At 69.3% G+C, this 25,193-nt stretch carries 20 protein-coding genes and 1 tRNA gene; 9 read left to right on the plus strand and 12 right to left on the minus strand.

Annotation, left to right across the window (positions count from 1 at the left end; genetic code table 11):
• Positions 1 to 108: 108 nt before the first annotated feature.
• Positions 109 to 180: transfer RNA gene (locus BLS95_RS17845), tRNA-Gln, on the minus strand.
• A gap of 301 nt (positions 181 to 481) precedes the next feature.
• Between BLS95_RS17845 and BLS95_RS17850 the strand changes: the two genes are divergently transcribed.
• The 4 genes from BLS95_RS17850 (at position 482) to BLS95_RS17865 (ending at position 5,384) form a co-directional block, all read left to right on the plus strand.
• Complete coding sequence (locus tag BLS95_RS17850; protein ID WP_090932551.1) at positions 482 to 1,420, plus strand: acyl-CoA desaturase; 939 nt, start codon at positions 482 to 484, stop codon at positions 1,418 to 1,420.
• A 79-nt stretch (positions 1,421 to 1,499) separates the two neighbouring features.
• Positions 1,500 to 2,402: a TetR/AcrR family transcriptional regulator gene (locus BLS95_RS17855; RefSeq protein ID WP_245765135.1), complete on the plus strand. Its 903-nt coding sequence runs from the start codon at positions 1,500 to 1,502 to the stop codon at positions 2,400 to 2,402.
• A 101-nt stretch (positions 2,403 to 2,503) separates the two neighbouring features.
• On the plus strand, positions 2,504 to 4,561 hold the full coding sequence (locus BLS95_RS17860; RefSeq protein WP_090932555.1) for an RNA degradosome polyphosphate kinase: 2,058 nt from the start codon (positions 2,504 to 2,506) through the stop codon (positions 4,559 to 4,561).
• Positions 4,554 to 5,384 carry an NUDIX hydrolase gene (locus BLS95_RS17865; RefSeq protein ID WP_245765117.1) on the plus strand — a complete coding sequence of 277 codons (831 nt, stop codon included), beginning with the start codon at positions 4,554 to 4,556 and terminating at the stop codon, positions 5,382 to 5,384. The genes BLS95_RS17860 and BLS95_RS17865 overlap by 8 nt, the downstream gene beginning before the upstream one ends.
• A gap of 13 nt (positions 5,385 to 5,397) precedes the next feature.
• Here the strand turns inward: BLS95_RS17865 and BLS95_RS17870 are convergent, their stop codons facing one another.
• Genes BLS95_RS17870 through BLS95_RS17885 form a run of 4 tightly spaced genes read right to left on the minus strand, consistent with a single transcriptional unit; the run spans position 5,398 to position 9,203 of the window.
• Entirely contained in the window at positions 5,398 to 6,570 is a 1,173-nt protein-coding gene (locus BLS95_RS17870) for a cytochrome P450 (protein ID WP_090932559.1), read from the minus strand.
• Entirely contained in the window at positions 6,567 to 8,045 is a 1,479-nt protein-coding gene (locus BLS95_RS17875; RefSeq protein WP_090932561.1) for a CYTH and CHAD domain-containing protein, read from the minus strand. The genes BLS95_RS17870 and BLS95_RS17875 overlap by 4 nt, the downstream gene beginning before the upstream one ends.
• 52 nt (positions 8,046 to 8,097) lie before the next feature.
• A complete protein-coding gene (locus BLS95_RS17880; protein ID WP_090932563.1) occupies positions 8,098 to 8,445 on the minus strand; it encodes a VOC family protein in 348 nt (115 codons plus the stop codon).
• Entirely contained in the window at positions 8,442 to 9,203 is a 762-nt protein-coding gene (locus BLS95_RS17885) for a trans-aconitate 2-methyltransferase (RefSeq protein WP_245765118.1), read from the minus strand. The genes BLS95_RS17880 and BLS95_RS17885 overlap by 4 nt, the downstream gene beginning before the upstream one ends.
• 81 nt (positions 9,204 to 9,284) lie before the next feature.
• On the opposite strand from BLS95_RS17885, the gene BLS95_RS17890 reads away from it, so the two are divergent.
• Positions 9,285 to 9,791: a MarR family winged helix-turn-helix transcriptional regulator gene (locus BLS95_RS17890; RefSeq protein ID WP_090932565.1), complete on the plus strand. Its 507-nt coding sequence runs from the start codon at positions 9,285 to 9,287 to the stop codon at positions 9,789 to 9,791.
• Positions 9,792 to 9,924: 133 nt separating this feature from the next.
• Here BLS95_RS17890 and BLS95_RS17895 read toward each other — a convergent pair whose 3' ends face one another.
• Positions 9,925 to 11,859 carry an ABC-F family ATP-binding cassette domain-containing protein gene (locus BLS95_RS17895; RefSeq protein ID WP_090932786.1) on the minus strand — a complete coding sequence of 645 codons (1,935 nt, stop codon included), beginning with the start codon at positions 11,857 to 11,859 and terminating at the stop codon, positions 9,925 to 9,927.
• Between the two features lie 308 nt (positions 11,860 to 12,167).
• Positions 12,168 to 12,323 carry a hypothetical protein gene (locus BLS95_RS55725; RefSeq protein ID WP_176993243.1) on the minus strand — a complete coding sequence of 52 codons (156 nt, stop codon included), beginning with the start codon at positions 12,321 to 12,323 and terminating at the stop codon, positions 12,168 to 12,170.
• Positions 12,324 to 12,538: 215 nt separating this feature from the next.
• On the opposite strand from BLS95_RS55725, the gene BLS95_RS17900 reads away from it, so the two are divergent.
• Together BLS95_RS17900 and BLS95_RS17905 are read left to right on the plus strand one after the other, a co-directional pair.
• On the plus strand, positions 12,539 to 13,105 hold the full coding sequence (locus BLS95_RS17900) for an NlpC/P60 family protein (protein WP_090932567.1): 567 nt from the start codon (positions 12,539 to 12,541) through the stop codon (positions 13,103 to 13,105).
• A 266-nt stretch (positions 13,106 to 13,371) separates the two neighbouring features.
• The gene (locus BLS95_RS17905; protein ID WP_090932570.1) at positions 13,372 to 14,274 is read left to right on the plus strand and encodes a 4-(cytidine 5'-diphospho)-2-C-methyl-D-erythritol kinase; all 903 of its coding nucleotides are present in this window, start codon (positions 13,372 to 13,374) and stop codon (positions 14,272 to 14,274) included.
• 63 nt (positions 14,275 to 14,337) lie between these two features.
• Here the strand turns inward: BLS95_RS17905 and rsmA are convergent, their stop codons facing one another.
• A complete protein-coding gene (gene rsmA, locus BLS95_RS17910; RefSeq protein WP_218135820.1) occupies positions 14,338 to 15,207 on the minus strand; it encodes a 16S rRNA (adenine(1518)-N(6)/adenine(1519)-N(6))-dimethyltransferase RsmA in 870 nt (289 codons plus the stop codon).
• A 70-nt stretch (positions 15,208 to 15,277) separates the two neighbouring features.
• Here rsmA and BLS95_RS57925 point away from each other — a divergent pair, with 70 nt between their 5' ends.
• Both BLS95_RS57925 and BLS95_RS56855 read left to right on the plus strand, forming a co-directional pair.
• Entirely contained in the window at positions 15,278 to 17,299 is a 2,022-nt protein-coding gene (locus tag BLS95_RS57925) for a serine/threonine-protein kinase (protein WP_245765119.1), read from the plus strand.
• Between the two features lie 470 nt (positions 17,300 to 17,769).
• Positions 17,770 to 18,852 carry an FG-GAP repeat protein gene (locus tag BLS95_RS56855; protein ID WP_218135821.1) on the plus strand — a complete coding sequence of 361 codons (1,083 nt, stop codon included), beginning with the start codon at positions 17,770 to 17,772 and terminating at the stop codon, positions 18,850 to 18,852.
• Positions 18,853 to 19,065: 213 nt separating this feature from the next.
• Here the strand turns inward: BLS95_RS56855 and BLS95_RS17930 are convergent, their stop codons facing one another.
• The 4 genes from BLS95_RS17930 to BLS95_RS17945 form a co-directional block, all read right to left on the minus strand.
• Complete coding sequence (locus tag BLS95_RS17930) at positions 19,066 to 19,995, minus strand: resuscitation-promoting factor (RefSeq protein WP_090932575.1); 930 nt, start codon at positions 19,993 to 19,995, stop codon at positions 19,066 to 19,068.
• Between the two features lie 84 nt (positions 19,996 to 20,079).
• Positions 20,080 to 20,955: a TatD family hydrolase gene (locus BLS95_RS17935; RefSeq protein ID WP_090932577.1), complete on the minus strand. Its 876-nt coding sequence runs from the start codon at positions 20,953 to 20,955 to the stop codon at positions 20,080 to 20,082.
• A gap of 4 nt (positions 20,956 to 20,959) precedes the next feature.
• Entirely contained in the window at positions 20,960 to 22,744 is a 1,785-nt protein-coding gene (gene metG, locus BLS95_RS17940; protein WP_090932579.1) for a methionine--tRNA ligase, read from the minus strand.
• Between the two features lie 1,206 nt (positions 22,745 to 23,950).
• Entirely contained in the window at positions 23,951 to 25,171 is a 1,221-nt protein-coding gene (locus BLS95_RS17945; RefSeq protein ID WP_176993244.1) for a glycosyltransferase family 2 protein, read from the minus strand.
• Between the last annotated feature and the right edge of the window lie 22 nt (positions 25,172 to 25,193).

Genomic DNA, 25,193 nt, shown 5'->3' on the forward strand with positions numbered 1-25,193 from the left:
GACTGGACGGATCAGGGCAATTGGTACGGCTACCGCACCGCTACCCTCCCGACACCGTGAGGATACCTGGCCTCTCCCCGAACATTTTCGCCGGGGAGCACCTCAGAGCTCCCGGAAGAGGACTCGAACCCCTACAAAGTGGACCAAAACCACTTGTCCTGCCGATTAGACGATCCGGGATAGATCGGACACATGCCGTCCGATGCACCCCCTACGATACCGAGCCCGCACCCGCTCGCGCGCCCGTAATTACACCTTGCCCCCGGCGCCGGACCGGATTCCCCTGGTGAGGGCCCCATCGGCGCGCCACCTCTCATAACAGACCGCCCGAAAAGGCGCAAGCCACGAATCCCACCCTCCTTGCCCGGCCATGCGTCACCTTCCCCCCATTCACGTCTTAGGTCTTCCTTACTTACGCTGGCGTAGGTTACGGTTGCGTAGCCAGGACATACATCCTCATACATGCTGTTGGAGGTAGCCCATGACCGTTCTCGCCGAGCGCTCCGCACCTTCCCCCAAGCCCGAATTCGAACCCGAGCCCAGGACCAGGGCAGAGCTCGTCATCTTCGGAATCGTCGTCGGGCTGCCCCTGGTGGCCATCGCGGCAGCGGTGCCACTGGCGTGGGGATGGGGACTCGGCTGGACGGACATCGCGATCGCGTTCGTCTTCTACGTGATCTCCGGCCTCGGCGTCACCGTCGGCTTCCACCGCTACTTCACGCACGGCTCCTTCAAGGCCAAGCGGCCGCTGAAGATCGCCATGGGCCTCGCAGGCAGCCTGTCGCTGGAGATGTCGGTGCTCGACTGGGTGGCCACGCACCGCAAGCACCACAAGTTCTCCGACAAGGAGGGCGACCCGCACTCGCCGTGGCGGTTCGGCCCCGGCTTCAGGTCGCTGTCCAAGGGCCTGCTCTACGCCCACATGGGCTGGCTGTTCGAGAGCGAGCGGACCAACAGGGAGAAGTACGCCCCCGACCTGTGCAAGGACCCGGACATCCAGCGGCTGCACAGGTGGTTCGGCCGGCTGGCCATCGCCTCGGTCGCGCTCCCCGGCGTCCTCGGCCTGCTGCTCACCTGGTCCTGGCAGGGCGCGCTGACCGCGCTGTTCTGGGGCTCGCTCGTACGCATCGGGCTGCTGCACCACGTGACCTGGTCGATCAACTCGATCTGCCACGTCTTCGGCGAGGAGTCCTTCCAGGTGCGTGACAAGTCCCGCAACGTGGCATGGCTGGCCATCCCCTCCTTCGGCGAGTCCTGGCACAACCTGCACCACTCCGACCCGACCTGCGCCAGGCACGGCGCGCTCAAGGGGCAGATCGATCTGAGCGCCGGACTCATCCGGATTTTCGAGAGGCTCGGCTGGGCCTACGACGTTCGCTGGCCGACACCCGAGCGGCTGGCGGCGAAGCGCATTGCCTGACGTCCAACAGCCGACGAGCGGCGGGCAAGCCGTGGCCGTCATTATGGAAACCGTGACCGAACCCCGATCTCGCAGGCGCATGTCCGGTAGCGAGCGCAGAGAGCAGCTGATTCACATCAGCCGCACGCTCTTCGCCGAGAAGGGGTTCGACGGGACCTCTGTCGAAGAAATCGCTGCTACCGCACAGGTGTCGAAACCCGTGGTATACGAACATTTCGGCGGCAAGGAAGGCATCTACGCGGTCGTGGTCGACCGCGAGATGCAGAAGCTGCTCGGCATGATCACCGAGGCTCTGTCCGCCACCCATTCCCTGGTCAAGCTGGAGCGGGCCGCGCTGGCCCTGCTGCAGTACATCGAGGAGGACAGCGAGGGCTTCCGCATCATGGTGCGCGACTCGCACGCCGCCTCCGGCACGGGCACGTTCGCGAGCCTGATCAGCGAGATCGCCAGCCAGGTCGAGGACGTGCTGGCCGACGAGTTCGCGGCCCGCGGCTACGACCCCAAGCTCGCCCCGATGTACGCCCAGATGCTGGTCGGCATGGTCGCGCTGACCGGGCAGTGGTGGCTCGAAGTACGCAAGCCCGGTCGCGAGGAGGTCGCCGCCCACCTGGTCAACCTGGCCTGGAACGGCCTGACCGGGCTCAACCCGAGCCCGTCGATCACCGCCGCCACCCGCAACCCCACCGCCCCCGCCAACAGGCCGCGGACCAGCGAGAAGGAGCTGCGCGAGCTGGAGAAGGCCCGCGAGAAGGAGCTCAAGGAGGCCGAGAAGGTCCGCCAGCGGGAGCAGAAGGAGGCCGAGAAGGCCCGGGTGCGCGATCTGAAGGAGCGCGAGCGCCTGCTGAAGGAGGCCGAGAAGGCCCGCGAGCGCGAGGAGAAGATCCGCCAGCGGGAGGCCCGGCTGGCCGAGCGCGCCGCCCGGCTGGAACAGTCGGAACAACCCGGAATGGTGCCCGGCCGGCGGGCCGACGCCCCTGAGTGACGCGGGGATACTCTGAAGTGTCGGGCTTTTGGGTCCCGACAGAGTGAGTCGTTGCGACTACGTTAACGTTCTGTTCAACCAAACGGGGCAATATACGCCATATGTCCGCGGAACCATACCCTGCCAACGACCTGCCCCTCCCGCAGGAGCGGTTCCTCAACCGCGAGGAAAGCTGGCTCCAGTTCAACGAACGAGTGCTGGAACTGGCCGAGGACCCCTCGCTCCCGCTGCTGGAGCGGGTGCGCTTCCTGGCGATCTTCGCCAGCAACCTGGACGAGTTCTTCCGGGTCCGCGTCGCCGGCCTCAAACGGCGCATGGCGACGGGCCTGCTGCTACGGACCAAGAGCGGGCTCAAACCGCGCGAAGAGCTGGCCAGGATCGCGATGATCGCGGACGAGCTGGCCCGGCGGCACGCGGCGGCCTTCCATGAGCAGATCTGCCCGCATCTGGCCACCGAGGGCATCGAGGTCGTCAGGTGGGACGACCTCGGCCGCGAGGAGCGTACGGAGCTGCGCAAGCTGTTCAGGGAGCGCATCAGGCCGGTGCTGACGCCGCTGGCCGTGGATCCTGCTCATCCTTTTCCATATATTTCCGGCCTGAGCCTGAATTTGGCAGTTCTCGTAAGGAATCCGGTTACCGAGCACACCGTTTTCGCCCGGGTCAAGGTTCCCTCGCAGTTGCCCAGATTTGTCCCGGCGTCTAAGGACAGATTTGTTCCCCTTGAAGATGTTATTGCGGCGCATTTGGGGCAACTCTTCAAGGGCATGGAGATCCTCCAGCACCACGTCTTCCGGGTCACCAGGAACGAGGACCTCGACGTCGACGAGGACGTCACCGAGAACCTCATGCAGGCGCTGGAGAAGGAGCTGCTCAAGCGGCGGTTCGGCCCGCCGGTACGGCTTGAGGTCGAGGACACGATCACGCCGGAGGTCCTGGCGCCGCTCGTGGAGGAGCTGGAGCTGGCGCCGCACGAGATCTACCGGCTGCCCGGGCCGCTCGACCTGTCTGGCCTGCACGCCATCGCCGACCTGGACCGGGGCGAGCTCGGCTACCGGCCCTTCGTGCCCGCCGAGGTGATCAACGCCGAGGACGACATCTTCTCGACGCTGCGCGAGCGCGACGTCCTGCTGCACCACCCGTACGACTCGTTCGCCACCAGCGTGCAGCACTTCATCGAGGTGGCCGCGAACGACCCCAGGGTCCTGGCGATCAAGCAGACCCTCTACCGGACCAGCGGCGAGTCCCCCATCGTGGACGCCCTGATCGACGCCGCCGAGGCGGGCAAGCAGGTCGTGGTGGTCGTGGAGATCAAGGCCCGCTTCGACGAGCACGCGAACATCTCCTGGGCCCGCAAGCTGGAGAAGGCCGGCTGCCACGTCGTCTACGGCGTGGTCGGGCTGAAGACGCACTGCAAGCTCGCCCTCGTGGTCCGCCAGGAGCCCTCAGGCGAGCTGCGCCGCTACTGTCACATCGGCACCGGCAACTACAACCCCAAGACCGCCCGGCAGTACGAGGACTTCGGCCTGCTCACGGCGGACCCGCTGGTCGGGGAGGACGTCACCGACCTGTTCATCCACCTGACCGGCTACTCCAACCACTCCGCCTACCGCCGGCTCCTGGTCGCGCCGCACTCCATGCGCAGCGGGCTGCTGGCCAGGATCGAACGCGAGATCGCCCACCAGGAGGCCGGCCGGCCCGCCAGGATCAGGATCAAGACCAACTCGCTGGTGGACGAGCCGATCATCGACGCCCTCTACCGGGCGTCCAGAGCCGGGGTACCGGTGGACGTGTGGGTGCGCGGCATCTGCATCCTCCGCCCCGGCATCCCCGACCTGTCCGAAAATATCCGCGTAAGGTCGATTCTCGGGAGATTCCTGGAGCATTCCCGGGTCTACGAGTTCGGCCTGGGCCGGCGCCCCGAGCTGTGGATCGGCAGCGCCGACCTCATGCGCAGAAACCTGGACCGCCGCGTCGAAGCCCTGGTCAAGGTGACGGCGCAGCAGCACAAGGCCTATCTCATCGACCTGATGGACCGGGCCATGGCCGAGACCACCAACGCGTGGTGGCTGAACTCCGATGGCACGTGGGCCCGCCACCCGGGCGAGGACCTGCAGAGCCATCTCGTCGGGACCCGACGCTGGAGGACCGTTGATGACTGACCTGCTCCGGGCAGCCGGAGCCGTGGTCTGGAGGGGCGAGGAGACCAGCCCCGAAGTGGCCGTCATCCACCGACCGAACTACGACGACTGGACATTCCCCAAGGGCAAGCTGAAGGCGGGCGAGCACGTCATCGCCGCCGCGCTGCGTGAGGTGCACGAGGAGACCGGGCTGACCGTGGTGCTCGGCCGGGCCCTGCCGCCCGTCCACTACATCAGCGCCGGCCGGCTCAAGCGGGTCGACTACTGGACCGGCCGGGTCCACGCCGACGACGGGTTCGTCCCCGGTGAGGAGGTGGACGAGCTGCGGTGGCTGCCGGTGGAGGCGGCCAGGCGGCTGCTGACGTACGAATGGGACGTGGGGTTGCTGCGGGCCCTGCGGGCGGCGCCGCTGGAGACCGTACCGCTCGTCCTCGTACGGCATGGATCGGCCGGATCCAGGAGCGAGTGGGCGGGCGAGGACGTCACGCGCCCGCTCGACACCGACGGCCGCTCCCAGGCCGCGATCCTGTCCACCGCCCTGCCCGCCTTCCGGCCCGAGCTGCTGATGAGCTCGCCCAGCGCCCGCTGCCTGCAGACGCTGGAGCCGTACGGCGGCGAGATCCAGGTCGAGCCGCTGCTCAGCGAGGAGGGCCAGGATCCCAAGAAGACGCCCACCCTGGTCGGGGACATCACCGTGCCGGCGGCCCTGTGCAGCCACCGCAAGGTGCTGCCCGGGCTGATCCGCACGCTGAGCGGCAAGGACGTGCACCTGCGCAAAGGCGCGTTCGCCCTGCTGCACTGGTCAGGCGATGAGGTCGTCAGCGTCGAGCGCTACCTCACCTGAGGATGCGGCCGCGTCACCAGGTGACGGGCAGGCCGGCGAGTCCCTCGGTGATCCTGCCCACGTTGCGCGGCAGTTCCTCGATCGGCACGGCCGTCCGCAGCGTCGGGAAGCGCTGGAACAGCCTGCTGAACACGGCCTCCAGCTCCACCCTGGCCAGGCTGGCGCCGACGCAGAAGCGCGGCCCGTACCCGAAGCTCAGGTGGGGGTCCGGCTGCGGACGGCGGAGGTCGAACGCATCCGGATCGGGATAGATCCGCTCGTCCCGGTTGGCCGCGCTCGGAATGATCACGACGGCCTCGCCCCGGCGGATCGTGCGGTCGCCGATCTCGATGTCCTCGTGGGCGTAGCGGGGCAGGCCGTGCAGGCTCGGCGAGGCCATCCGCAGGATCTCCTCGACGGCGGCGGGGGCCAGGGCCGGATCGGCCTTGAGCAGGTCGAGCTGGCCCGGGTTGGCCAGCAGGAGCAGCACACCGAAGTCGATCCTGTTGACCGTGGTCTCATGCCCGGCGAACAGCAGCGTGCCCGCGAGCCGCGCGATCGTGCCGTCGTCGTCCAGCTCGTTCGCCAGGTCGGACAGCACGTCCTCGGCCGGCTCGCGCCGTTTGCGCTCGATCAGGCCGGCCATGTACGCGCCCATCTCCTCGCGCGCCGCCTCGCCCTTCTCCAGGTCCAGCATGTCGCCCATGCGGGCCGACACGCCGCTGAAGTACTGCCTGTCCTCGAAGGGCACGCCGAGAAGCCGGCAGATGACCAGGACGGGCAGCGGGAACGACAGCTCCGCGTGCAGGTCGGCAGGCGGGGTCAGCTGGGCGAGATGGTCCAGCCGCTCTTCGACCAGGGACCCGACGTGGGCGCTGAGCGCCTTCATCCGGCGGGCCGAGAAGGACGGCATGAACAGCTTGCGCATCCGGTCGTGCTCGGCCTTCTCCGTGGCCGCGTCGCCCTGGGGGCCGCCGATCAGCGCCGATCTCGACAGGCGCGCGGCCTTGTCCGGCTCCGGGTGCGAACGCCCCAGCCTGGGGTCGTTGAACAGCTTGCGCGCGTCCTCATAGCCGCTGACGAGCCAGACCTCGTCGCCCGCAGGCGTACGTACTCGTGCGATGCCCTCCTTGACCCGAAGCTCCCGGTACGCCGCGGGGACTTCGAGGAGATCGCCGCGTTCGAAGGGTATGACGGGAATGCTCATAGCACCTTCCTCACTGCCTTGACCGTTTCCGCCCAGACCCTGGGGAAGTCGGCGTGAGCCTGCTCAGCGACGCTGCGCTCGATCCCGATGAGCACCCCGTACGTGAAGGTGTCCTCGCCTGCCTGGCGGGCGCTTTCCGCCGCCTTGGCCAGGGTTTCCTGCGCGACCACGCCGTCCTGGTACGTCCCCAGCACTTCCTGGATGCCCGCGGAGAGCTTGGCGAGCTTGGCCATGTTCGGGCCGAGGGTGGGTTCGAGCGCTTCGGCGGTGTAACGAGCGCGTTTGGCCGCCTTGCGCACGTCGTGCATGGCGATCTCGCGACGTTCCGGGTCCCCGATGGCCTGAGCGGTGTCGTACGTCTTCGTCACCCGGCCCCAGCCGGCCGCCGCGATGGCGCTGAGCTGCTCCTGAGCCGGCTTGGCCGCCCCCTTGCCCAGGTTCGGGGAGGCGACGAGCTCGTCGAGCGCGTTCAGGAGGGTGTAGTAGCGGTCGCCGCTGAGTGCGTCCTTGATGCGGTCGTACGCCTCCTGCTCGCGTTTGTGCAGGTCCGAGCCGAGCCGGCGCTGGATGGGGCCGGTGACCAGCTCGGGGGGCAGCCCGTCCAGCAGCCGGGCGAACCTGGCCCTGGTCACCTCCAGGTCGCGGGCCTCGCCGAGCACCGTGCCGAGCCACCGCAGCTCCTCCTGGACCTGCTCGGTGTCCACCACCACGGTCTTGAACGCCTTGAGCGCGCTGCGCAGCCGGCGGGCGGCCACCCGCGCCTGGTGCACCGCGTCGTCCTCGGCCCTGCGGACCCGGGGGTCCTGCGCGAGGAGGGCGGCGACCTGGCTCGCGAGGTAGTTCACGACGACCTCGCCGGCGGTGCCCTCCTTGACGGCGGCCCGGGCGGGCGGGGCGGGCCTGAGGAGTCTGGCCAGCTTGCTGGTGGCCTCCGACGGGCTCGCGCCCGCCTTCCTGAGCCGCTTGCCGACCTTGGCCAGCAGCGTCCGCGTGCCGCCTTCGAGCAGCTCGGCCTCGACCTCGCGCCACCGTACGACCTCGGGCTCCTCCTTGAGAACCGTGCCCTTGACGCGGTCGTCGGCGATCTCGGCCAGCCTGGTCTCGCCGTCCAGCAGGATGGTGACGGTCCTGCGCGTGTCGAGTTCGGCGACCGGCTGGAGGTCGGCTCCCCGGGTGTAGGCGCGTACGAGCTCGGCCAGTGCCGAGGGCACGGCCTTGGTGCTGCGGGTGAGCGGATGGGTGATCTCCTGCCGTGCCCCCTTGGCCTTGGGCAGCTTCAGGTGCCAGCCGGGATCGGCACCACCACGTCTGCGCCGGAGCGTGACGCCGCGGGCCGCCAACCGCAAATCAGGCGTGTCATAGTAAAGGGCCACTAGTTGGTAGGTCTTTGGGCCCACGACGTCGGCCAGACCGCTCAGGTCGGGAATCGCGTACTCGGCGGGAACGTCGAACTTGTCCTCAATCTCGATGCCCACTGCACCTCGCAAGTGTCCGATTTCGGACAATGATGCCACTACCTGGTGATTATCACACTGATTGCAGGAGCTCTATTCTGTTGCCCACGGGATCGGAAAGATAAATACGCCGGTATCCGGGGAGCAGGTCATCGGGGATGGCGTCGCGGATTTCGGCAGCGTACGCGTCGAGATCGTCCACCAGAAACGCCGGGTGAGCCTTGCGCGCCGGCCTGAACCCGTCCTCGACGCCGAGGTGGACCTCCACGCCCTCGCCACGGAACCAGACGCCGCCGCGCCCGGCCAGCCCGGGCGGCTTGGGCACCTCGCGCAGGCCCAGCACGCCCCCGTAGAACTCCCGTAACAGCGGCTCGCTGCCCGCGGGCGCGGCGAGCTGGACGTGGTGCAGCGCCTTGATCATGATGTGCCACCTCTCTTCTGCGCGACGACGAAGATCCGCCGGAACGGGAACGGGGTGCCGTAACTCCTGGCCGGATACGCCTCGGCGAGCAGTCCGGCCAGCTCCTGCTTGAAGCGCCGCTGCCCGTCCGGGTCGAGCCGGTCCAGGATCGGGCGCAGGGCGGTGCCGGAGACCCAGTCGAGCACCGGGTTCTCGCCCTGGAGCACGTGCACGTAGGTCGTCTCCCACGTGTCCACCTGGCAGCCGCTGCCGGTGAGCAGGTCGAGGTAGTCGACGGGATCGCCGACCGGGTCGTCCCTGACGACACCGCCGAGCCGGTCTGACCAGGCGCGGGAGGAGCACAGCTCGCGGATGGCCCGGTGGCTGGGGGCCTGGAAGTTGCCCGGCACCTGGAACGCCAGCCAGCCGCCCGGCGCCAGCTCCTCCACCCAGTGCTCCAGCACGTCGCGGTGCTCGGGCACCCACTGCAGGACGGCATTGGAGACGATCACGTCCAGCGGCCGGTCGGGGCGCCACGTCGTCACGTCGGCGACCGTGAACCTGATCTTCGACTCCAGCTTGCGCGCCTCGGCGATCATGGCGGGCGAGGAGTCGAAGCCCTCCACGGTCGCGTCGGGCCAGCGAGCGGCCAGGTGCGTCGTGAGCTCGCCGCTGCCACAACCCGCGTCCACCACGCAGTCCGGGTCGACCGCCCCTACCCTTGAGGTCAGATCGACGAACGGCCGCGCCCTCTCGTCCGAGTACACGGCATACGTCATAGGGTCCCAAATATCTCTTGACATAGAGATAATTGATATCGAGAGAGATATCTCGATGTCAAGACAGTACACTCTTGTGTCATGACGGAGGATGCTAGAGACGAGGTCGACCTCCTCGTCGCGGCTTGGCGAGCGGAACGTCCCGACCTCGATGTCGAGCCGCTCCAGGTGCTCTCCAGGGTGTCCCGGCTGGCCCGGCATCTCGACCGCGCCAGACGGGCGGCGTTCGCCGAGCACGACCTGGAGCCGTGGGAGTTCGACGTGCTCACGGCGCTGCGACGGGCCGGCCGGCCTTACGAGCTGAGCCCGGGAGCGCTGCTGCGGGCCACGCTGGTCACGTCCGGGACCATGACCAACCGCATCGACCGCCTCGCCCAGGCCGGGCTGGTGCGGCGGCGGCCCGACCCCGAGGACCGGCGGGGGGTCCTGGTGTCGCTGACGGAGACCGGGGTGGCGCGGGTGGACGCCGCCTTCGCCGATTTGCTGCGCCGGGAGCGCGACCTGCTGGCGGGCCTTGGGCCCGAAGGGCAGCGATCCCTGTCCTCTCTCTTGCGTACGTTGCTGGCGCCGTTCGACTCGCCGCTGTGAGCGAGCTCGGCCGCCCTTGGCCGGCCGTCCAGCCGTCCTCCGCCGCACCGCCATCCACGAATCCGGGGACAGGCCGGACGAGCGCCTGGACCATGAGCTTTGAACCCTATGAGTCCCGGACCGCCATGGTCGGTCAGTCACCCAGGCGGTCGGCCAGCTCCAGCCATTCGGACTCGATCTCGTCCTTCTGGGCAGTGATCTCGCGTAGCTGGGCGTCGAGGGTGCCCAGCTTGGCGTAGTCGCTGGCAGCCTCGGCCATGGCGGCGTGGAGTCGGTTCTCCTGGCTGGTCAGCTTGTCCAGCTGGCGTTCGAGGCGGTTGAGCTCCTTGCGGAGTTCGCGTTCCTCCTTGGTCGACAAGCCAGGCTTCGCCGCCTGGGCCTGAAGGCCCTGTGCGGCGGAGTCGTGGCCCTGGGTGGACGTGGCCTCCCCCGGGCCGCCGGAGGTCCTGCCGGCCGGTCGTCCCGAGGCGGCGTCGGCGGACACGCCGGCACCGCGGGCGGTCGCCGTACCGGGACGGGCCGACGTGGATCCGGCGCGAACGGTCGCGCCGAGACGGGCGGTCTGCGCGGTGCCCGCGGCACGCCGTTCGAGGTATTCGTCCACGCCGCCGGGCAACATCGACAACTTGCCGTCACCCAGCAGGGCCACGCACCGATCGGTCACCCGCTCCAGGAAGTAGCGGTCGTGGCTGACCAGGATCAGTGTGCCCGGCCAGGCGTCCAGCAGGTCTTCCAGCTCGTTCAGCGTCTCGATGTCGAGGTCGTTGGTGGGCTCGTCGAGCAGCAGGACGTTCGGGTCGTCCATGAGGAGCCTGAGCAGCTGCAGCCGCCGCCGCTCGCCACCCGACAGGTCACCGATGACCTTCCACTGGGCCTCGCCCCGGAACCCCAGGCGTTCGAGCAGCTGGGAGGCGGTCCACTCCCGCTTGCCGACCTGGAGGTATTTGCGCACCTCCTCGACCGACTCCAGCACCCGTCGGGACGGGTCGAGCTCGGCCAGCTCCTGTGACAGGTGCGCGAGACGTACGGTCCTGCCTCTGATCACGCGCCCGGAGTCGGGGGTGACCGTGTCGGCGAGCAGCCGCAACACGGACGACTTGCCCGAACCGTTCACCCCGATCAGCCCGATCCGGTCACCCGGGCCGAACTGCCAGGTGAGGTGGTCGAGCACCAGCGGCCCGTTGCCCGGCCCGCCGGCGTGCAGGGTGACGTCTTCGAGGTCGTAGACCGTCTTGCCGAGCCGGGCCGCGGCGAACCGCATCAACTCGACGGTTTCGCGGGCCGGCGGCTCGTTGGCGATCAGCGCCTGAGCGGCGTCGATGCGGAACTTGGGCTTGGACGTACGGGCGGGCGGGCCGCGGCGCAACCAGGCGATCTCTTTGCGCATGAGGTTCTGGCGGCGGTCTTCCGCGGCCTGCGCGATCCGCGCCCGCTCCGCCTTGGCGAGCACGTAGGCCGCGTATCCCCCCTCGTAGCGCTCGACCCGCCCGTCCACGACCTCCCACGTGCGGGTGGACACGGCGTCGAGGAACCACCGGTCGTGGGTCACGACCAGCAGGGCGCTCTTCCTCGCGGACAGATGGCCGGCCAGCCAGGCGATGGCCTCGATGTCGAGGTGGTTGGTCGGCTCGTCGAGCATGATCAGGTCGTGGTCGCCGATCAGCAGGCGGGCCAGCGCCGTACGCCTGCGCTCGCCGCCGGAGAGGTCGGCCGCCTTGCCGTCGAGGTCGAGGTCGCCGATGAGGTTCGTCAGGATCTCGCGAACCCGCTGATCCCCCGCCCATTCGTGCTCCGCCAGCTCGCCGAGGACGATCTCGCGGACGGTGGCGACGGGGTCGAGCGCGTCGTGCTGCGACAGGAACCCGACCCGCAGCCCGCGATTGTGGGTGACCCGACCGCTGTCCGGCTGCACGTCTCCGGCGATGACGGACATCAGGGTCGTCTTTCCACCCCCGTTACGCCCGACAACGCCGATGCGCTCCCCGGCTTCGACGCCTAGTGAGACGTCGCTGAGGAGCGGTTTGGGCCCGTAAGCATGAGAAACCGACTCAAGATTGACCAGATTCATGGCCACCCCAGCGTATCGGCTCCACCCACCTGCCGCCCTCCACAAACCCACCCACCAACAACCCAAAACCGACCCCCCACAACTCCCAGCCACGACCCTCCAACCATGCCAATCCTCCGGGGCACCAAAACGCGGACGACGCTCAGCGCCTTAAGACGCCAGAGCACAGGCGGCGCTCACCGCTCAGGACGGCCAGGGACGGCCGGCCAGAGATGGCCAGGGAGGCCAGGGCCAGAGACGGCCAGCGACGGCCAGCGACGGCCAGGCACGGCCAGGCAGGGTGAGGGACAGCCAGGCAGGAGGCAGGGTCAGGGACGGCCAGGGACGGCCAGGCAGGGCCGGGGACGGCCGGCGATGGCCGGGACGGCCCCGGAGGCGGTCACCGCCACCAACCACGACAGCGGGCCCTCCACCACCCCAACCAGCAAGCACGAGAGCGGCACGACCTGCCAATGCACGATCACGAGGTCACGATCATGGCGGCAGGACCACCAGAGCCCTGGCATACCTGAGTCCCTCGCGCGACAGCGGCCTGCCCAACAACCCGGTTATCCACAACCCCACCCTGACCGGCGCCGTCTCATCCACAGAACCTCGTTCGGCCGGACGCCGCCCCCGACCACCCAACGATCCTGGCCTCCCCGACCCCTACGGCAACCACAAGGCGCAGGAGGCGACCATGATCCACCGTTTCACCCTGCTATGGCAGCGCACCGTCAACGGAGGACTATTCGTAGGGCTCTTCACCGCACTGGCAGCGGCGTTCCCCACCTCTGCCGAAGCCGTCCCTCTCACAACCGAAACCCTGAAGCGCATGGCCAAGGGCGAGCGCCTCACGAAGGGTCACATCGCCGCCGCTGCCGCCCTCGGCCAACTGGGCGTCTCCTTCTCCTGGGGCGGCGGCTCCACCAAGGGCCCGACCATCGGCATCGGCAGAGGCGCCCGCACCAGAGGCTTCGACTGCAGCGGCCTGACCCTCTATGCCTGGTCCAGAGCAGGCATACGGCTGAGCCATTACACAGGCGCCCAGTTCCGCCAGGGCCGCAGAATCCCGCTGACCGCCCGCCGGATAGGCGACCTGCTCTTCTTCGGCGGCGGCACAGGCGACCCCACCCACGTGGCCCTGTATCTCGGAGGAAAACTCATGATCCACGCCCCCAAGACCGGCGACGTGGTGAAGAAGACCAACTTCCTGAACTCGGCTTACTATCGCGCCAACTTCCGCGGCGCCGTACGCCCTGGCTGATCATGCACACTTCCGCACCACCCACCACCCAGGAAGTGGCGCGAGCGTGAAAGTGGGCGCTACGGGCATACAGCGTGGAGATACCGATTCTTGATCACTCTTTGTTATCGATCGAGATGCGGGCAAATGACCATCAACCTGACTCTGTGTGTTGCCGGGCAGGCCATCCCCGGGGTCATATTTCAAGAACCGCATGTCAGGGCCGCGCACCCCGATAACATCGAGTGTCCTTGACCCCGGCAAGTGATGAGAGTGGCAGAAGATCGATGAGTTCGGTGACCGTACGTGTGCCTGCGAAGGTCAACGTGCAGCTTTCTGTCGGCCCGCTCCGGGAAGATGGCTACCACGACCTGGTCAATGTCTTCCACGCAGTGTCGATCTTCGATGAGGTGGTGGCGAAGGAGTCCGAGTCGATCACCGTGTCGGTGAGCGGGAAGTGGTCCGACCAGGTGCCGGTCGACGACACCAACCTGGCGATCCGGGCCGCCCGCGCGCTCGCCAAGCACGCGGGGCGCACCTATGGCGCCGACCTGGTCATCCAGAAGGACATCCCCGTGGCGGGCGGGATGGCGGGTGGCAGCGCGGACGCCGCCGGTGCGCTGGTGGCGTGCAACGAGTTGTGGGGGTTGGGACTGCCGTTCGAAGATCTCATGGAGATCGCGGGAGATCTGGGCAGCGATGTCCCGTTCTCGCTGCTCGGCGGCACAGCGGTCGGCACCGGCCGAGGTGAGCGGTTGAGTGAGCTGCCCACCGGCGGCACCTTCCACTGGGTGTTCGCGCCGGCGAACGGCGGCCTGTCCACGGCCAGCGTGTACGCCGAGTGCGACCGGCTAAGAGACGCCTCGGGCGCCCAGGTCCCCTGGCCGCAACTGGACGACACGCTGATGGAGGCACTGGGCACCGGTGACGCCTACTCCCTGGGCGCCCACCTCAGCAACGACCTCCAGGCCGCCGCCCTCAACCTCCGCCCCGAACTCGCGCCGACCCTGGACGCGGGCCGCCAGCACGGAGCCCTGGGCGCGATCGTCTCCGGTTCCGGCCCTACCTGCGCCTTCCTCGCGATCGACGCCACCCACGCCCGCGACCTGGCTCTCAGTCTGACCACCACGGGCGCCGCCCACACCGCCGTCGCCGCCCATGGCCCCGTCCACGGCGCCACCCTCGTCTAGGAGCTGATTCTCAGTCCCGCTTGAGCTGCCACCGGCCTCACCAGGCCCGTGGAGCCAGCGCGATCAGGGGCTCAGGGGCCTGTGTTCGGCGATGCGGGCGAAGGAGTTGATGTCGAGCTCTTCGCCACGGGCGGAAGGGTTCACGCCCGCCTCGCGGAGGGCCGTCTCCGCCAGGGTCGCGGTGCCCGCCCAGGACGCGAGGGCTGCTCGGAGGGTTTTGCGGCGCTGGGCGAAGGCGGCGTCCACCACGGCGAAGACCTCCGTACGGGAGGCCGTGGTGGTGGGGGGATCGCGGCGGGTCAGGGAGACGAGGCCGGAGTCGACGTTGGGGACCGGCCAGAAGACGGTACGGCCCACCGGACCGGCTCGGCGTACGTCCGCGTACCAGGCGGCCTTGACCGACGGGATGCCGTAGATCTTCGACCCCGGCGTGGCGGCGAGGCGGTCGGCCACCTCGGACTGGACCATGACCAGGCCCTTGCGCAGGGACGGCAGGGCTTCCAGGAGGTGGAGGAGCACCGGGACGGCCACGTTGTACGGGAGGTTGGCGACCAGGGCCGTCGGGGTGTGACCGGGCAGGTCGGTAGGAGTGATCTTCATGGCGTCGGCGTTGACCACCGTGAGATTGTCCACACCGTTTCGGTCCGCGACCGTGACGGGCAGTTGGGCGGCCAGCACCGGGTCGATCTCCACCGCTATCACGTGAGCCGCCGCGGGCAGCAGGGCCAGGGTGAGGGAGCCCAACCCAGGGCCGACCTCGATGACCACGTCGTCCGGTGACAGGTCGGCCACGCGGACGATGCGCCGGACGGTGCCGGCGTCGATCACGAAGTTCTGGCCCAGCTTTTTTGTCGGACGCAGATCCAGGTTATCCGCCAAAATACGTATTTCTGCAGGGCCCATCAGCCTCATCATCCAACCAGTCTCCCGCATCGAAGAAGCTGCGATGGCGGATGGGGAGACCAAAGGAGAGGATGGCGTGGAACAGGAAGGAACGTCCCTCATGGAGCCAACGGGCGCCGCACCACTCCGCCCGACGGACCTGCGGGAGATCGGGCCGTACCGGCTGCTCGGGCGGCTCGGTGAGGGCGGGATGGGGACCGTCTTTCTCGCACGGGCACCGACGGGGCGGTTCGTCGCGCTCAAAGTGGTGAAGGCGGAGTTCGCCAACCAGGAGGGGTTCGCGGCCCGGTTCCATGCGGAGGTGGAGAACGCGCGCAGGGTGGCGTCGTTCTGCACGGCTCAGGTGCTGGACAACGGCAACACCGGCGACGGACGGCCGTACATGGTCACCGAGTACATCGCGGGCACCCCCCTGTCAGATCAGATAACGCAGTACGGGGCCCTGGAGCCCGGGCCGCTGCACGGTGTCGCGCTCGGAGTCGCGGCGGCGCTCGCGGCGATCCACGTGGCCGGGCTCGTGCACCGGGATCTCAAGCCGGCGAACGTGATCCTCTCCCTGTCCGGGCCACGGGTGATCGACTTCGGGATCGCCAGGGCGCTCGACAGGGACACCGGGTTCACGCTCTCCGGTGAGCTGCTGGGGAGCCCCGGCTGGTGGGCCCCGGAGCAGGTACGCGGCCAGACCGTCAGCCCGGCGGCCGACATCTTCGCCTGGGGTTGCCTGGTGGCGTACTCGGGCAACGGCCGCCACCCGTTCGGGCGTGGCGATCCCATCACGCTGGCCACGCGCGTCCTGAACAACCCGCCCGACCTGGGTGTACTGCCCGCGCCCCTCGACGAGCTCGTACGGCGGGCCACCGCCATGGAGCCGCACCTGCGCCCGACCGCGCAGGAGCTGCTGATCGCCCTGGTGGGGGGCAGCGCTCCGGCGGCGGCCGACGTCGAGCCGCCCACGCTGGTGGCGACGGAGATGCTCACCGACTACGGCTGGCAGCCGCCGCAGAACGTGGTGGACGAGCCGGACATCACGGCCACGTACACGACTCCGCCACCGAGCGACACGACCGGCAGGTCCCTTGGCTCTCCTGCCCCGGGTTCCGCCGGCCGGGCGCCTAGTTTGCCGGGCTCCGCCGGTCAGCGGCCCAGTTTGCCGGATTCCGTTGGCCGGGCGCCTAGTTTGCCGGGTTCGTTCGGGAAGGCGGTCACCTCGCCGGGGTCCGCTGATCGGGCGCCTAGTTTGCCCGGCTCGTTCGGGAAGGCACCCACTTCGCCGGGCACCGGTGGCGGGTCAGGTGGCGGAGATGCTCGTGGTGCGGGCGCCCCGGAGGAGCTTGCGGCCCCGGAGAGCCGGCCCTCGGTCGAGGAGTTGGCCAGGAGGGAAGAGCAGGCGGCCAAGGAGGAGCTGGCCCGGTGGGAGGTCCCGAACCGGCCCCAGGAGCGGGGACGTGGACTGTTGCGGCGCGGGCGGCCGGCCGAGGAGGCCCAGCCCGCGGAGCAATCCGCCCAGTTCCGGCAAGGTGCCCTGTCAGGCACGCAGACCCAGCCGGGTGAGCGGGCCGGCCAGGTCGCTGCGCCCGGCGGCGAGCCCGACACCATCGGCGGTTCGCGAACCGCGGGCACCCGATGGCTGCTGGCCGCCGGGGCCGCCGTGCTGGCCATCGTCGTGACGACGGCCGTGCTGATCGCCTCCTCCGCCCGCGACACGGCCGGCACCCGGGCCAACTCCACCCAGGTCGCCGCCACCGCCGGACCGAACGACGTGGGCCGCAGGTTCGCGCTGGGCACGGACTTCGACGATCCCATCGCGATCGTCGCGACGGCGCCCGTGTGCGGTCTGAGGGAGTACGAGGGCAGGACCGCGACCAAGGGGCAGCTCTGCGTGATCCGATGGTCCATGATCAACCCGGGTGGCGAGCGGCAACTGCTGATCCAGCCCGTGGTGACCATGGTCGACGACCAGGGCGGCGAGCACGACCCGGCCCCCGTCACCCTGCCCCCGGCCATCCTGCCCGGCGGGCGGGTGGACAGCGCGTTCGTGTTCGACCTGGCCATGTACCGCAAGCCCGTGAAGATGACGGCGACCATGCTCGAGAACGGGCAGCAGATCGAGGTGGCGCTGTGATCGTCAGATCGGCTCTCGTCGCGCTCCTGATCGCTTCTGGGCTCGCCCCGCTGATGTCCACGCCCACCGCCGCGTCCGTCACCTCATTAGAAGCATCCGCATCCGTCGCGTCCGTCGCGTCATTGAAGACGTCCGCGTCGGTCGCCTCGGTCGCGTCGTTGAAGGCGTCCGCGTCTGTCGCGTCCTTGAAGGCGTCCACGTCCGTCGCGTCACTGAAGGCGTCCGCGTCGGTCGCCTCGGTCGCGTCATTAGAAGCGGCCGCGTCGGTCGGCTCCGTCGCATCGTTAGAGGCGTCCGGGTCCGTCGCGTCACTGAAGGCGTCCGCGTCGGTCGCCTCGGTCGCGTCACTAGAAGCGTCCGCGTCTGTCGGCTCCGTCGCATCGTTAGAGGCGTCCGGGTCCGTCGTGTCGGCGGCGGCGTCCGGGGTCACGGCGGCCTGCGGTGGTACGTCCGACTTCGATGGTGACGGCGTGGATGACGTGGCCGTGGGTGACCCGTTCGCGGACGACCAGAAGGGGTCGGTGAGCGTGGTGTCCGGTGACAAGGTCGTCGCCGTCACCGTTCCCGGCCTGGCCGATGGCGACGGCTTCGGCTGGTCCGTACGGCTGGCCAAGGTCGACGGCGACGCCTGTGCCGACCTCGTGGTCGGTGCCCCGTACACCGACGTGGACGGGGCCGAGGACGCCGGGGCCGCCTACGTCGTGTACGGCGGCGGGGCCACGCCTCCGCAGCGCCTGACCGCCCCCCAGCCGCAACGTTTCGCGCATTTCGGCTGGTCACTGGCGGCGCGGGGTGACCTGGTGGCGATCGGCGCACCGTACGAGGACGAGGGGTCGCTGGTGGACGTGGGCGCCCTGTACGTGCGCAAGGGCACCGGCGAGTTACGCCGGATCAGCCAGGAGACCGTCGAGGTGCGGGGCAACAGCGAGGTGGGCGACCAGTTCGGCTGGTCGATGGCGTTCGGCCCGGAGAACGGGATGATCGTCGGCGTCCCGTACGAGAACGACGACGGCGCCGGCCGCCAGGTCGAGGCCGGCAAGATCGACTCGGGCTCGGTCGTCTTCATCGACGACGTGCTGGCCCGCGAGCTCACGACGTTCAAGCTGGACTCGCCGACCAATGCGAGCGGCGACCGGTACGGCTACGCGGTGGCCTACGCCGAAGGCTCCGGATACGCGGTGAGCTCCCCGGGCCCCGGTTCCGTGCAGCTCCTGAACCCCGCCAGGAAACTCGTCAGGACGGTGACGCAGGCGGGCAAGGAAGCGTTCGGGTTCTCGATGGCGGCCTCCGCGGACGGCAGGCTGGCCATCGGCGCGCCCTACGGCGGCGGCGTCCGGATCGTCTCCTGGAAGGACGCCGACGAGGATCGCCGGTTCCCGGCTGCGGACGGGCTGTTCGGCTGGTCGGTCGCCTTCAGCGGCAACAAGCTCTTCATCGGGCAGCCGGACGCGCGACCGTACGGGCGGATCGCGGTCGCGGCCCGCAACTCCGACACCCTCCAGCCGTTACAGCCGGCCAAGGGCGCCGACTTCGGGGCGGTGGTAGCGGGTTGACGCCTGCCCCGAACCGGCTGCAGGCTTGCGGCGCCCGGCCAGGACGGCGCGGCACGGGCGAACGAGACGGGCCAGGGGCGGCCAGCGCGGCGAGGAACGGCGGATGAGACGCGCCGTTGGGGCTCCGGACGGGGGATGGGACGCGCCGTTGTCCGGACGGCTTGGACGGGTCAGGGGCCGTCAGGGCGGCGCGGGACGGCGGGTGAGCATTGGTCAGGGGGCTGCCAGGGCGGTGCGGGTGAACAGGTGGCCGCCGCAGTTCGGCCACTGCCCCTGCCACCTGCCCTGCACGTGCTGGAACAGGAGCTGAGCCCGGTAGGTCTGCTCGTCCTCCGGCCAGGCGCTCGGCAGCCCCATGCCGCCCACGGCCTCCCACATGGGCAGGCTGAACTGGTACATCCCGTAGTAGGGACCGTCCGGGTTGTAGGCCTGCGGGTCGCCGTTCGACTCGCACTCCGCCAGCGCCGCCCAGTTGAGGTGCATGACCTCCGGATCGACCGGCAGGGCGCGCGGCGGCATGATCGTGATGACCGTGCCGTCCTCCGGGAAGCTGGTCAGCGGCGGGGACACCCGGTAACCGCGGCCCAGCGGGATGCGCTTCTGCCTGAGCACCTGGCGTACCGTGCGGGCGGTCGTACGCGAGGTGAAGCGGGTGGTGCCCGCGACCACATAGACCTTCCGCCGCGTGTACACCGTCAGCGACATCCCCTCCAGCGGCACCGCGTCCCCCGGCGGGGCCGACAGCTTGCCCGCCGCCGGAACGATGTCGAGCTCGGCCAGGGCATCGGCGACGTTCGTGGCGGTGACCAGGTGATGGGACGTGCGGCCGTCCAGGATCAGGGTGATCGGGCGCGCCCGGTGTACCTCGATCGTGGCGCCGTCGGAGACGGCCTCCTGCCCGGCCGGCCGTACGACGTCGCCGACCCCCAGCGACACCCCGGCGTCGCCGAGCACCCCGCCTACGGTGCCCGCGAAGCTGCGCACCGCCAGCGGCCGGCCGTCGACGACCACGACCACCTCTTTGACCAGGAACGACACCACCGCGACCGCGCCGAGGGCCACCACTCCCGTCAGGCACACCACGGGGGTCCACCGGGAGCGCCAGGGGATCGGCGGCCGCGGCGCACGCCTCTTGCCTCGCACGAAACCACCTCCGGTAACGGGCTGCGACCGCCCGAACGCTAGCGGCGACGAGACCGCCGCAGCTACCGGTTCACCAAAAGATGGTCACCACTCGCCGAAGACCGTGATTCCGTTGGCGCTGATCGCCTCGCACAACTCATCCGGCTGCACCTTCTTGACCTCGGCGAGGCAGCGCAGGGTGAGCGGGATGAGGTAGGGGGCGTTGGGCTTGCCCCGGTGCGGGACCGGCGGCAGATAGGGCGCGTCGGTCTCGACCAGCATGAGCTCCATGGGCGCGACCTCGGCGGCCGCGCGGAGGTAGGAGGCGTTCTTGTACGTGACGGGCCCGGAGAAAGACATGAAATATCCGGCGTCAACGCACTTTTTCGCCATTTCGGCGTCGCCGGAGAAGCTGTGGAAGACCACCTTCTCCGGCGCACCGGCCTCGGCCAGCACCTTCAGCACGTCGTCGTGGGCGTCCCGGTCGTGGATCACCAGCGCCTTGCCGGTGCGCTTGGCGATCTCGATGTGCGCCCGGAAGCTCGCGTGCTGGTCGTCCTTGCTCGCCCAGTCGCGGTAGTAGTCGAGCCCGGTCTCCCCCACGGCCCGCACCTCCGGCCGCCCCGCCAACGCCTCGATCTCGGCCAGCACCTCGGGGGTGGCCTCGTGGGCCTCGTTGGGGTGGATGGCCACCCCGGCGTAGACGCCTTCCTGCTCCGCCGCCACGTCGGCGCCCCACCGGGAGGACACCAGGTCGTAGCCGATCGTGACCAACCTGGTCACGCCGACGGCGCGGGCGTCCTCCAGGATGCCGCGTACGGTGGCCGCCGACGCCTGCGCGGCCTGCGCCACCGGATCGCCGGACGAGGCCTGCCGATTGCCGACCATGACGTCGAGATGGCAGTGGCTGTCGAACACGGGCCGGGACAGCGGCTCCGGCGCGGCGGGCAGCGTGGTCCTGCCCGCTGCGGACTTGCTCATGTCGTCACCCCGTCAGCCGGGCCAGTTCGTCGTCCACGACCTTGGGATCGAGCTTCTTGAACAGCGGCACCGGCGGCGCGAGCGGCGTGCCCGGCTTGATCGGCCGGTGCTCCCAGCGGGCCGCCCCGCTCTCGTAGTCGCCGGTGATCACCGGGTAGGGGGTGCCGCCGTCCTCGTCGACCTCGCGCATCTCCGGCATGCCCGTCCACACGCCCTCGCCGCCCAGCATGGCGAAGACCTTGTTGGCGGAACTGGGCAGGAACGGGGTGAGCATCGTCTTGGCGTCGTCGACCACCTGCAGCGCGACGTGCAGGATCGACTTCTGCCTGGCCGGGTCGTCCTTGAGCTTCCACGGCTCCTGCTCGGCCAGATATTTGTTGGCCTCGCGGACCACGTCGAACGCCTCGGTGATCGCGTTCTTGAACCGCGACCTGCCCAGCTCCTCGCCCACCGGCGCGAACGCCTTGCGCGAGCGCTCCAGCAGCGCCCGGTCGGCGTCGGTCAGGTCGCCGGGCTCGGGCACCGCCCCGAAGTTCTTCGCCGCCATCGAGATCGACCTGTTGACCAGGTTGCCCCAGGCCGCGACCAGCTCGCCGTTGTTGCGGTTGACGAACTCCTGCCAGGTGAAGTCGGTGTCCTGGTTTTCCGGTCCGGCCACGGCGATGTAGTAGCGCAGCGCGTCGGCGTCATAACGCGCGAGGAAGTCGCGTACGTAGATGACGACCTGCCGGGACGAGGAGAACTTGCGGCCCTCCATCGTCAGGAACTCGCTGGAGACCACCTCGGAGGGCACCTGGAGCGCGCCCAGCGAGCCCGCCGAGCCGCCGCGGTCGCCTTGGCCGCTGTAGCCGAGCAGCATCGCGGGCCAGATCTCGGCGTGGAAGACGATGTTGTCCTTGCCCATGAAGTAGTAGCCGCGGGCGTCGGGATTCTGCCACCACTGCCGCCACGCGTCCGGGTCGCCCGAGCGCCTGGCCCACTCCACCGAGGCCGACAGATAGCCGATCACCGCGTCGAACCACACGTAGAGCCGCTTGTTGGGCTGGTCGCGCCAGCCGTCGAGCGGGATCGGCACGCCCCAGTCGAGGTCACGGCTGATCGCCCGCGGCTGCAGGTCACCGAGCAGGTTGAGCGCGAACTTCAGTACGTTGGGCCGCCACTCGCCCTGCTTGGACTGCAGGTAGGAGCCCAGCACCCCGGCAAAGGCGGGCAGGTCGAGCATGAAGTGCTCGGTCTCGACGAACGTCGGCGTCTCGCCGTTGATGCGGCTCTTCGGGTTGATGAGCTGGATCGGGTCGAGCTGGTTGCCACAGTTGTCACACTGGTCACCGCGGGCGCCGTCGTAGCCGCAGATGGGGCAGGTGCCCTCGATGTAGCGGTCGGGCAGCGTACGGCCGGTGGAGGGCGAGATCGCGCCCATCGTGGTCTTGGGGAAGATGTAGCCGTTGGCGTAGAGGCCCTTGAAGATCTCCTGCGTGACGGCGTAGTGGTTTTTCGTCGTGGTCCTGGTGAACAGGTCGTAAGAGAGGCCCAGCCCGGTAAGGTCCTCGGCGATCACGCGGTTGTAGCGGTCGGCCAGTTCCCTGGCGGTCACGCCCTCCTTGTCGGCCTGCACCTGGATGGGAGTGCCGTGCTCGTCGGTGCCGGAGACCATCAGCACCTTGTTGCCCGCCATCCGCTGGTAGCGGCTGAAGACGTCGGACGGCACGCCGAACCCTGAGACGTGCCCGATGTGGCGGGGGCCGTTAGCGTACGGCCACGCGACGGCGGTCAAGATGTGCTGGGACATGCACCCAAGCCTATCCGCGCCCCTCGCCGCAAAAGTCCACCCCGGAGTTTTTACCGCGCGAATGCTCTCCCACCCCAAAACCCCACCCATCACACCCCGAAATCTCCTGCGAACGGATCCGCCGCGTTGGGGGTTGGCTATGAGAGAGCCCGGGTGCCGACACGTCCAGATGCGCCACCACACCCGCAAGGCCGCCGGGATCGCCTGAGGTCGGGCCGGATCGGGAGACCCAGATGGCACGGCCGGCGCGTCCGGGGTGCCGGTCACGTCGTAGGGGCGATCACACCGGGTCCGGTCACGTCGTAGGGGCAGGTCACACCGGGTCCGGTCACGTCGTAGGGGCAGGTCACACCGGGTCCGGTCACGTCGTAGGGGCAGGTCACACCGGGTCCGGTCTCGTGGTGGGGGCAGGTCACATCGTGGGCGGGCCGCGTCGTGGGCGGGCCCCAGTGGGGGCGGGCCGCGTTGGGGGCAGGTGACGTCCCGGACGGGCCACGTTGGGAGGCGGGCGCGTCACGGGGCGGGCCGGGCGTCCGGGTGCCGGTCACGTCGTAGGCGAGCCGCGTGGGGACCGAGCACATCCCGGAGCAGGCCGCGTGGAGGGCCGGACGCGTCAAGGGGCGGGCCGCGTGGAGGCCGGGCGCATTGGGGATGGGTGCTCTGGGGTGAGCGCGCCGGTGTGGGTGCTGGGGTGGGCTCGCTGGGGTGGACTCGCTGGAAGGTCGGCCGCGCTGAGGAGCCGGTGTGCTGGGCCAGGCCAGGCCAGTCGCGTCGGCGGCACATCACGCCAACTGGACGCCACGCCGGCTGAGCGCCCCCAAAGGCTGTGCTGCCGCTGACCGGGCTCCACCCACTCTGCTCCACCTACGCGGCTCCACATATGGGGGCCCACCCAGTGGCCTCACCGACTGCCCGCTGCTGACCAAGCTCCCGCCCGCCAAGCTCCCGCGGACCAAGTCCCCCGCTGGTCAGGTCCCTGTGGGCTCAGTCCTCACGTCTGGCCCCGCCGACTGGGCGCCGCGTCGGCGGGGTGTTGTGTGGTGGGGGCGGCGCAGGTGGGCGGCGCCCAGGGTGGGCCATGGGGGCCGGTCCAGGAGGCGCACCGTTACGGTGGCACGCCACTGACGGGTCAGCGGGCGTTTCCTAGAGGGCCCTCAGCCGGAGTACGGCGGGTGGCTAGCCACGGCAACGCGTACCAGATGAGCTTTAACTCTTTGAGGCTTCCAGGGATACCGCGGCTGCGGCCTCCTCGGCTGCCTTGGCGGCTACGTCGATGGAGCTTTCGCGGGTTCGGCGGATGCCGAGGATGCTGATGAACAGGGACGCGAAGATCGTCTGGAAGCTCATCACCAGCGCCGTCGCCGACGGCACCACGATGCGCAGCGACTCGCGCGGGTTGAGCTCGCCGAAGCTGCGCACCTGCCAGTGCACCAGCGACATCACCAGGCCGACCAGGCCGGCCACCGCCAGCAGCCCGCCGACCACCAGCCCCTTCTCCAGGGTCACTATGTCGATGATCTTGCGGATGCGCGGCGACTCCGGCAGGAAGCCCTCCTCGGCCGCGTAGACCTTGGTGAACAGCGCGAACAGCGCCGCCTGGAATCCGATCACCATGAGCGCCGACGACCCGACCAGGGTGTCGACGTCGAAGGCCAGCTCGCCGATCTCCACCGGCCCGAACGTCAGCGCGGTGCCCACGATCAGCCCCAGCACCATCATGAGCACGCCGGGATAGAAGAACAGCCACTTCGGGCTGTAGAGGAGCAGGAAGCGCAGGTGGCGCCAGCCGTCGCGCCAGGAGCGCAGGTGCGGCGGGCGGGAGCGGCCGTCGGGCGAGAGCGTGGTGGGCACCTCGCGCACGTCGAGCCCCGACAGCGTGGAGCGGACCACCATCTCCGAGGCGAACTCCATGCCCCCCGTCTGCAGCTGCAGCCGCAGGATCGAGTCGCGCCGGAAACCACGCAGCCCGCAGTGGAAGTCGCCGATCGCCGAGGGAAAGAACAGCCGCCCGATGAACGACAGCACCGGGTTGCCCAGGTAGCGGTGCAACGGCGGCATGGCGCCGGGGGCGATGCCACCCTTGAAGCGGTTGCCCATCACCAGGTCCGCGCCGTCGCGCAGCTGCTCGACAAAGGGCAGCAACGCGGTGAAGTCATAGGAGTCGTCGGCGTCGCCCATGATCACGTATTTGCCACGCGCCGCCCGGATCCCGCCCATGAGGGCGTTGCCGTAGCCCTTCTCATCCACGTGGACCACGCGGGCTCCGGCGTCTCTGGCCAATTGCTGCGAGCCGTCCGTGCTGCCGTTGTCGGCGATCAGGACCTCGCCCTCGATGCCGTGCTCCTCCATGCACGCCAGTGCCTTGCGCACACAGACTTCCACGGTCTCCGCCTCGTTGAGGCAGGGCATGACCACCGTCAGTTCCACGTGTCTACCCTTCAGTTAAGGC

Origin of the sequence: Nonomuraea jiangxiensis, assembly GCF_900099965.1 — a bacterium.
GTDB classification, from domain to species: Bacteria; Actinomycetota; Actinomycetes; order Streptosporangiales; family Streptosporangiaceae; genus Nonomuraea; species Nonomuraea jiangxiensis.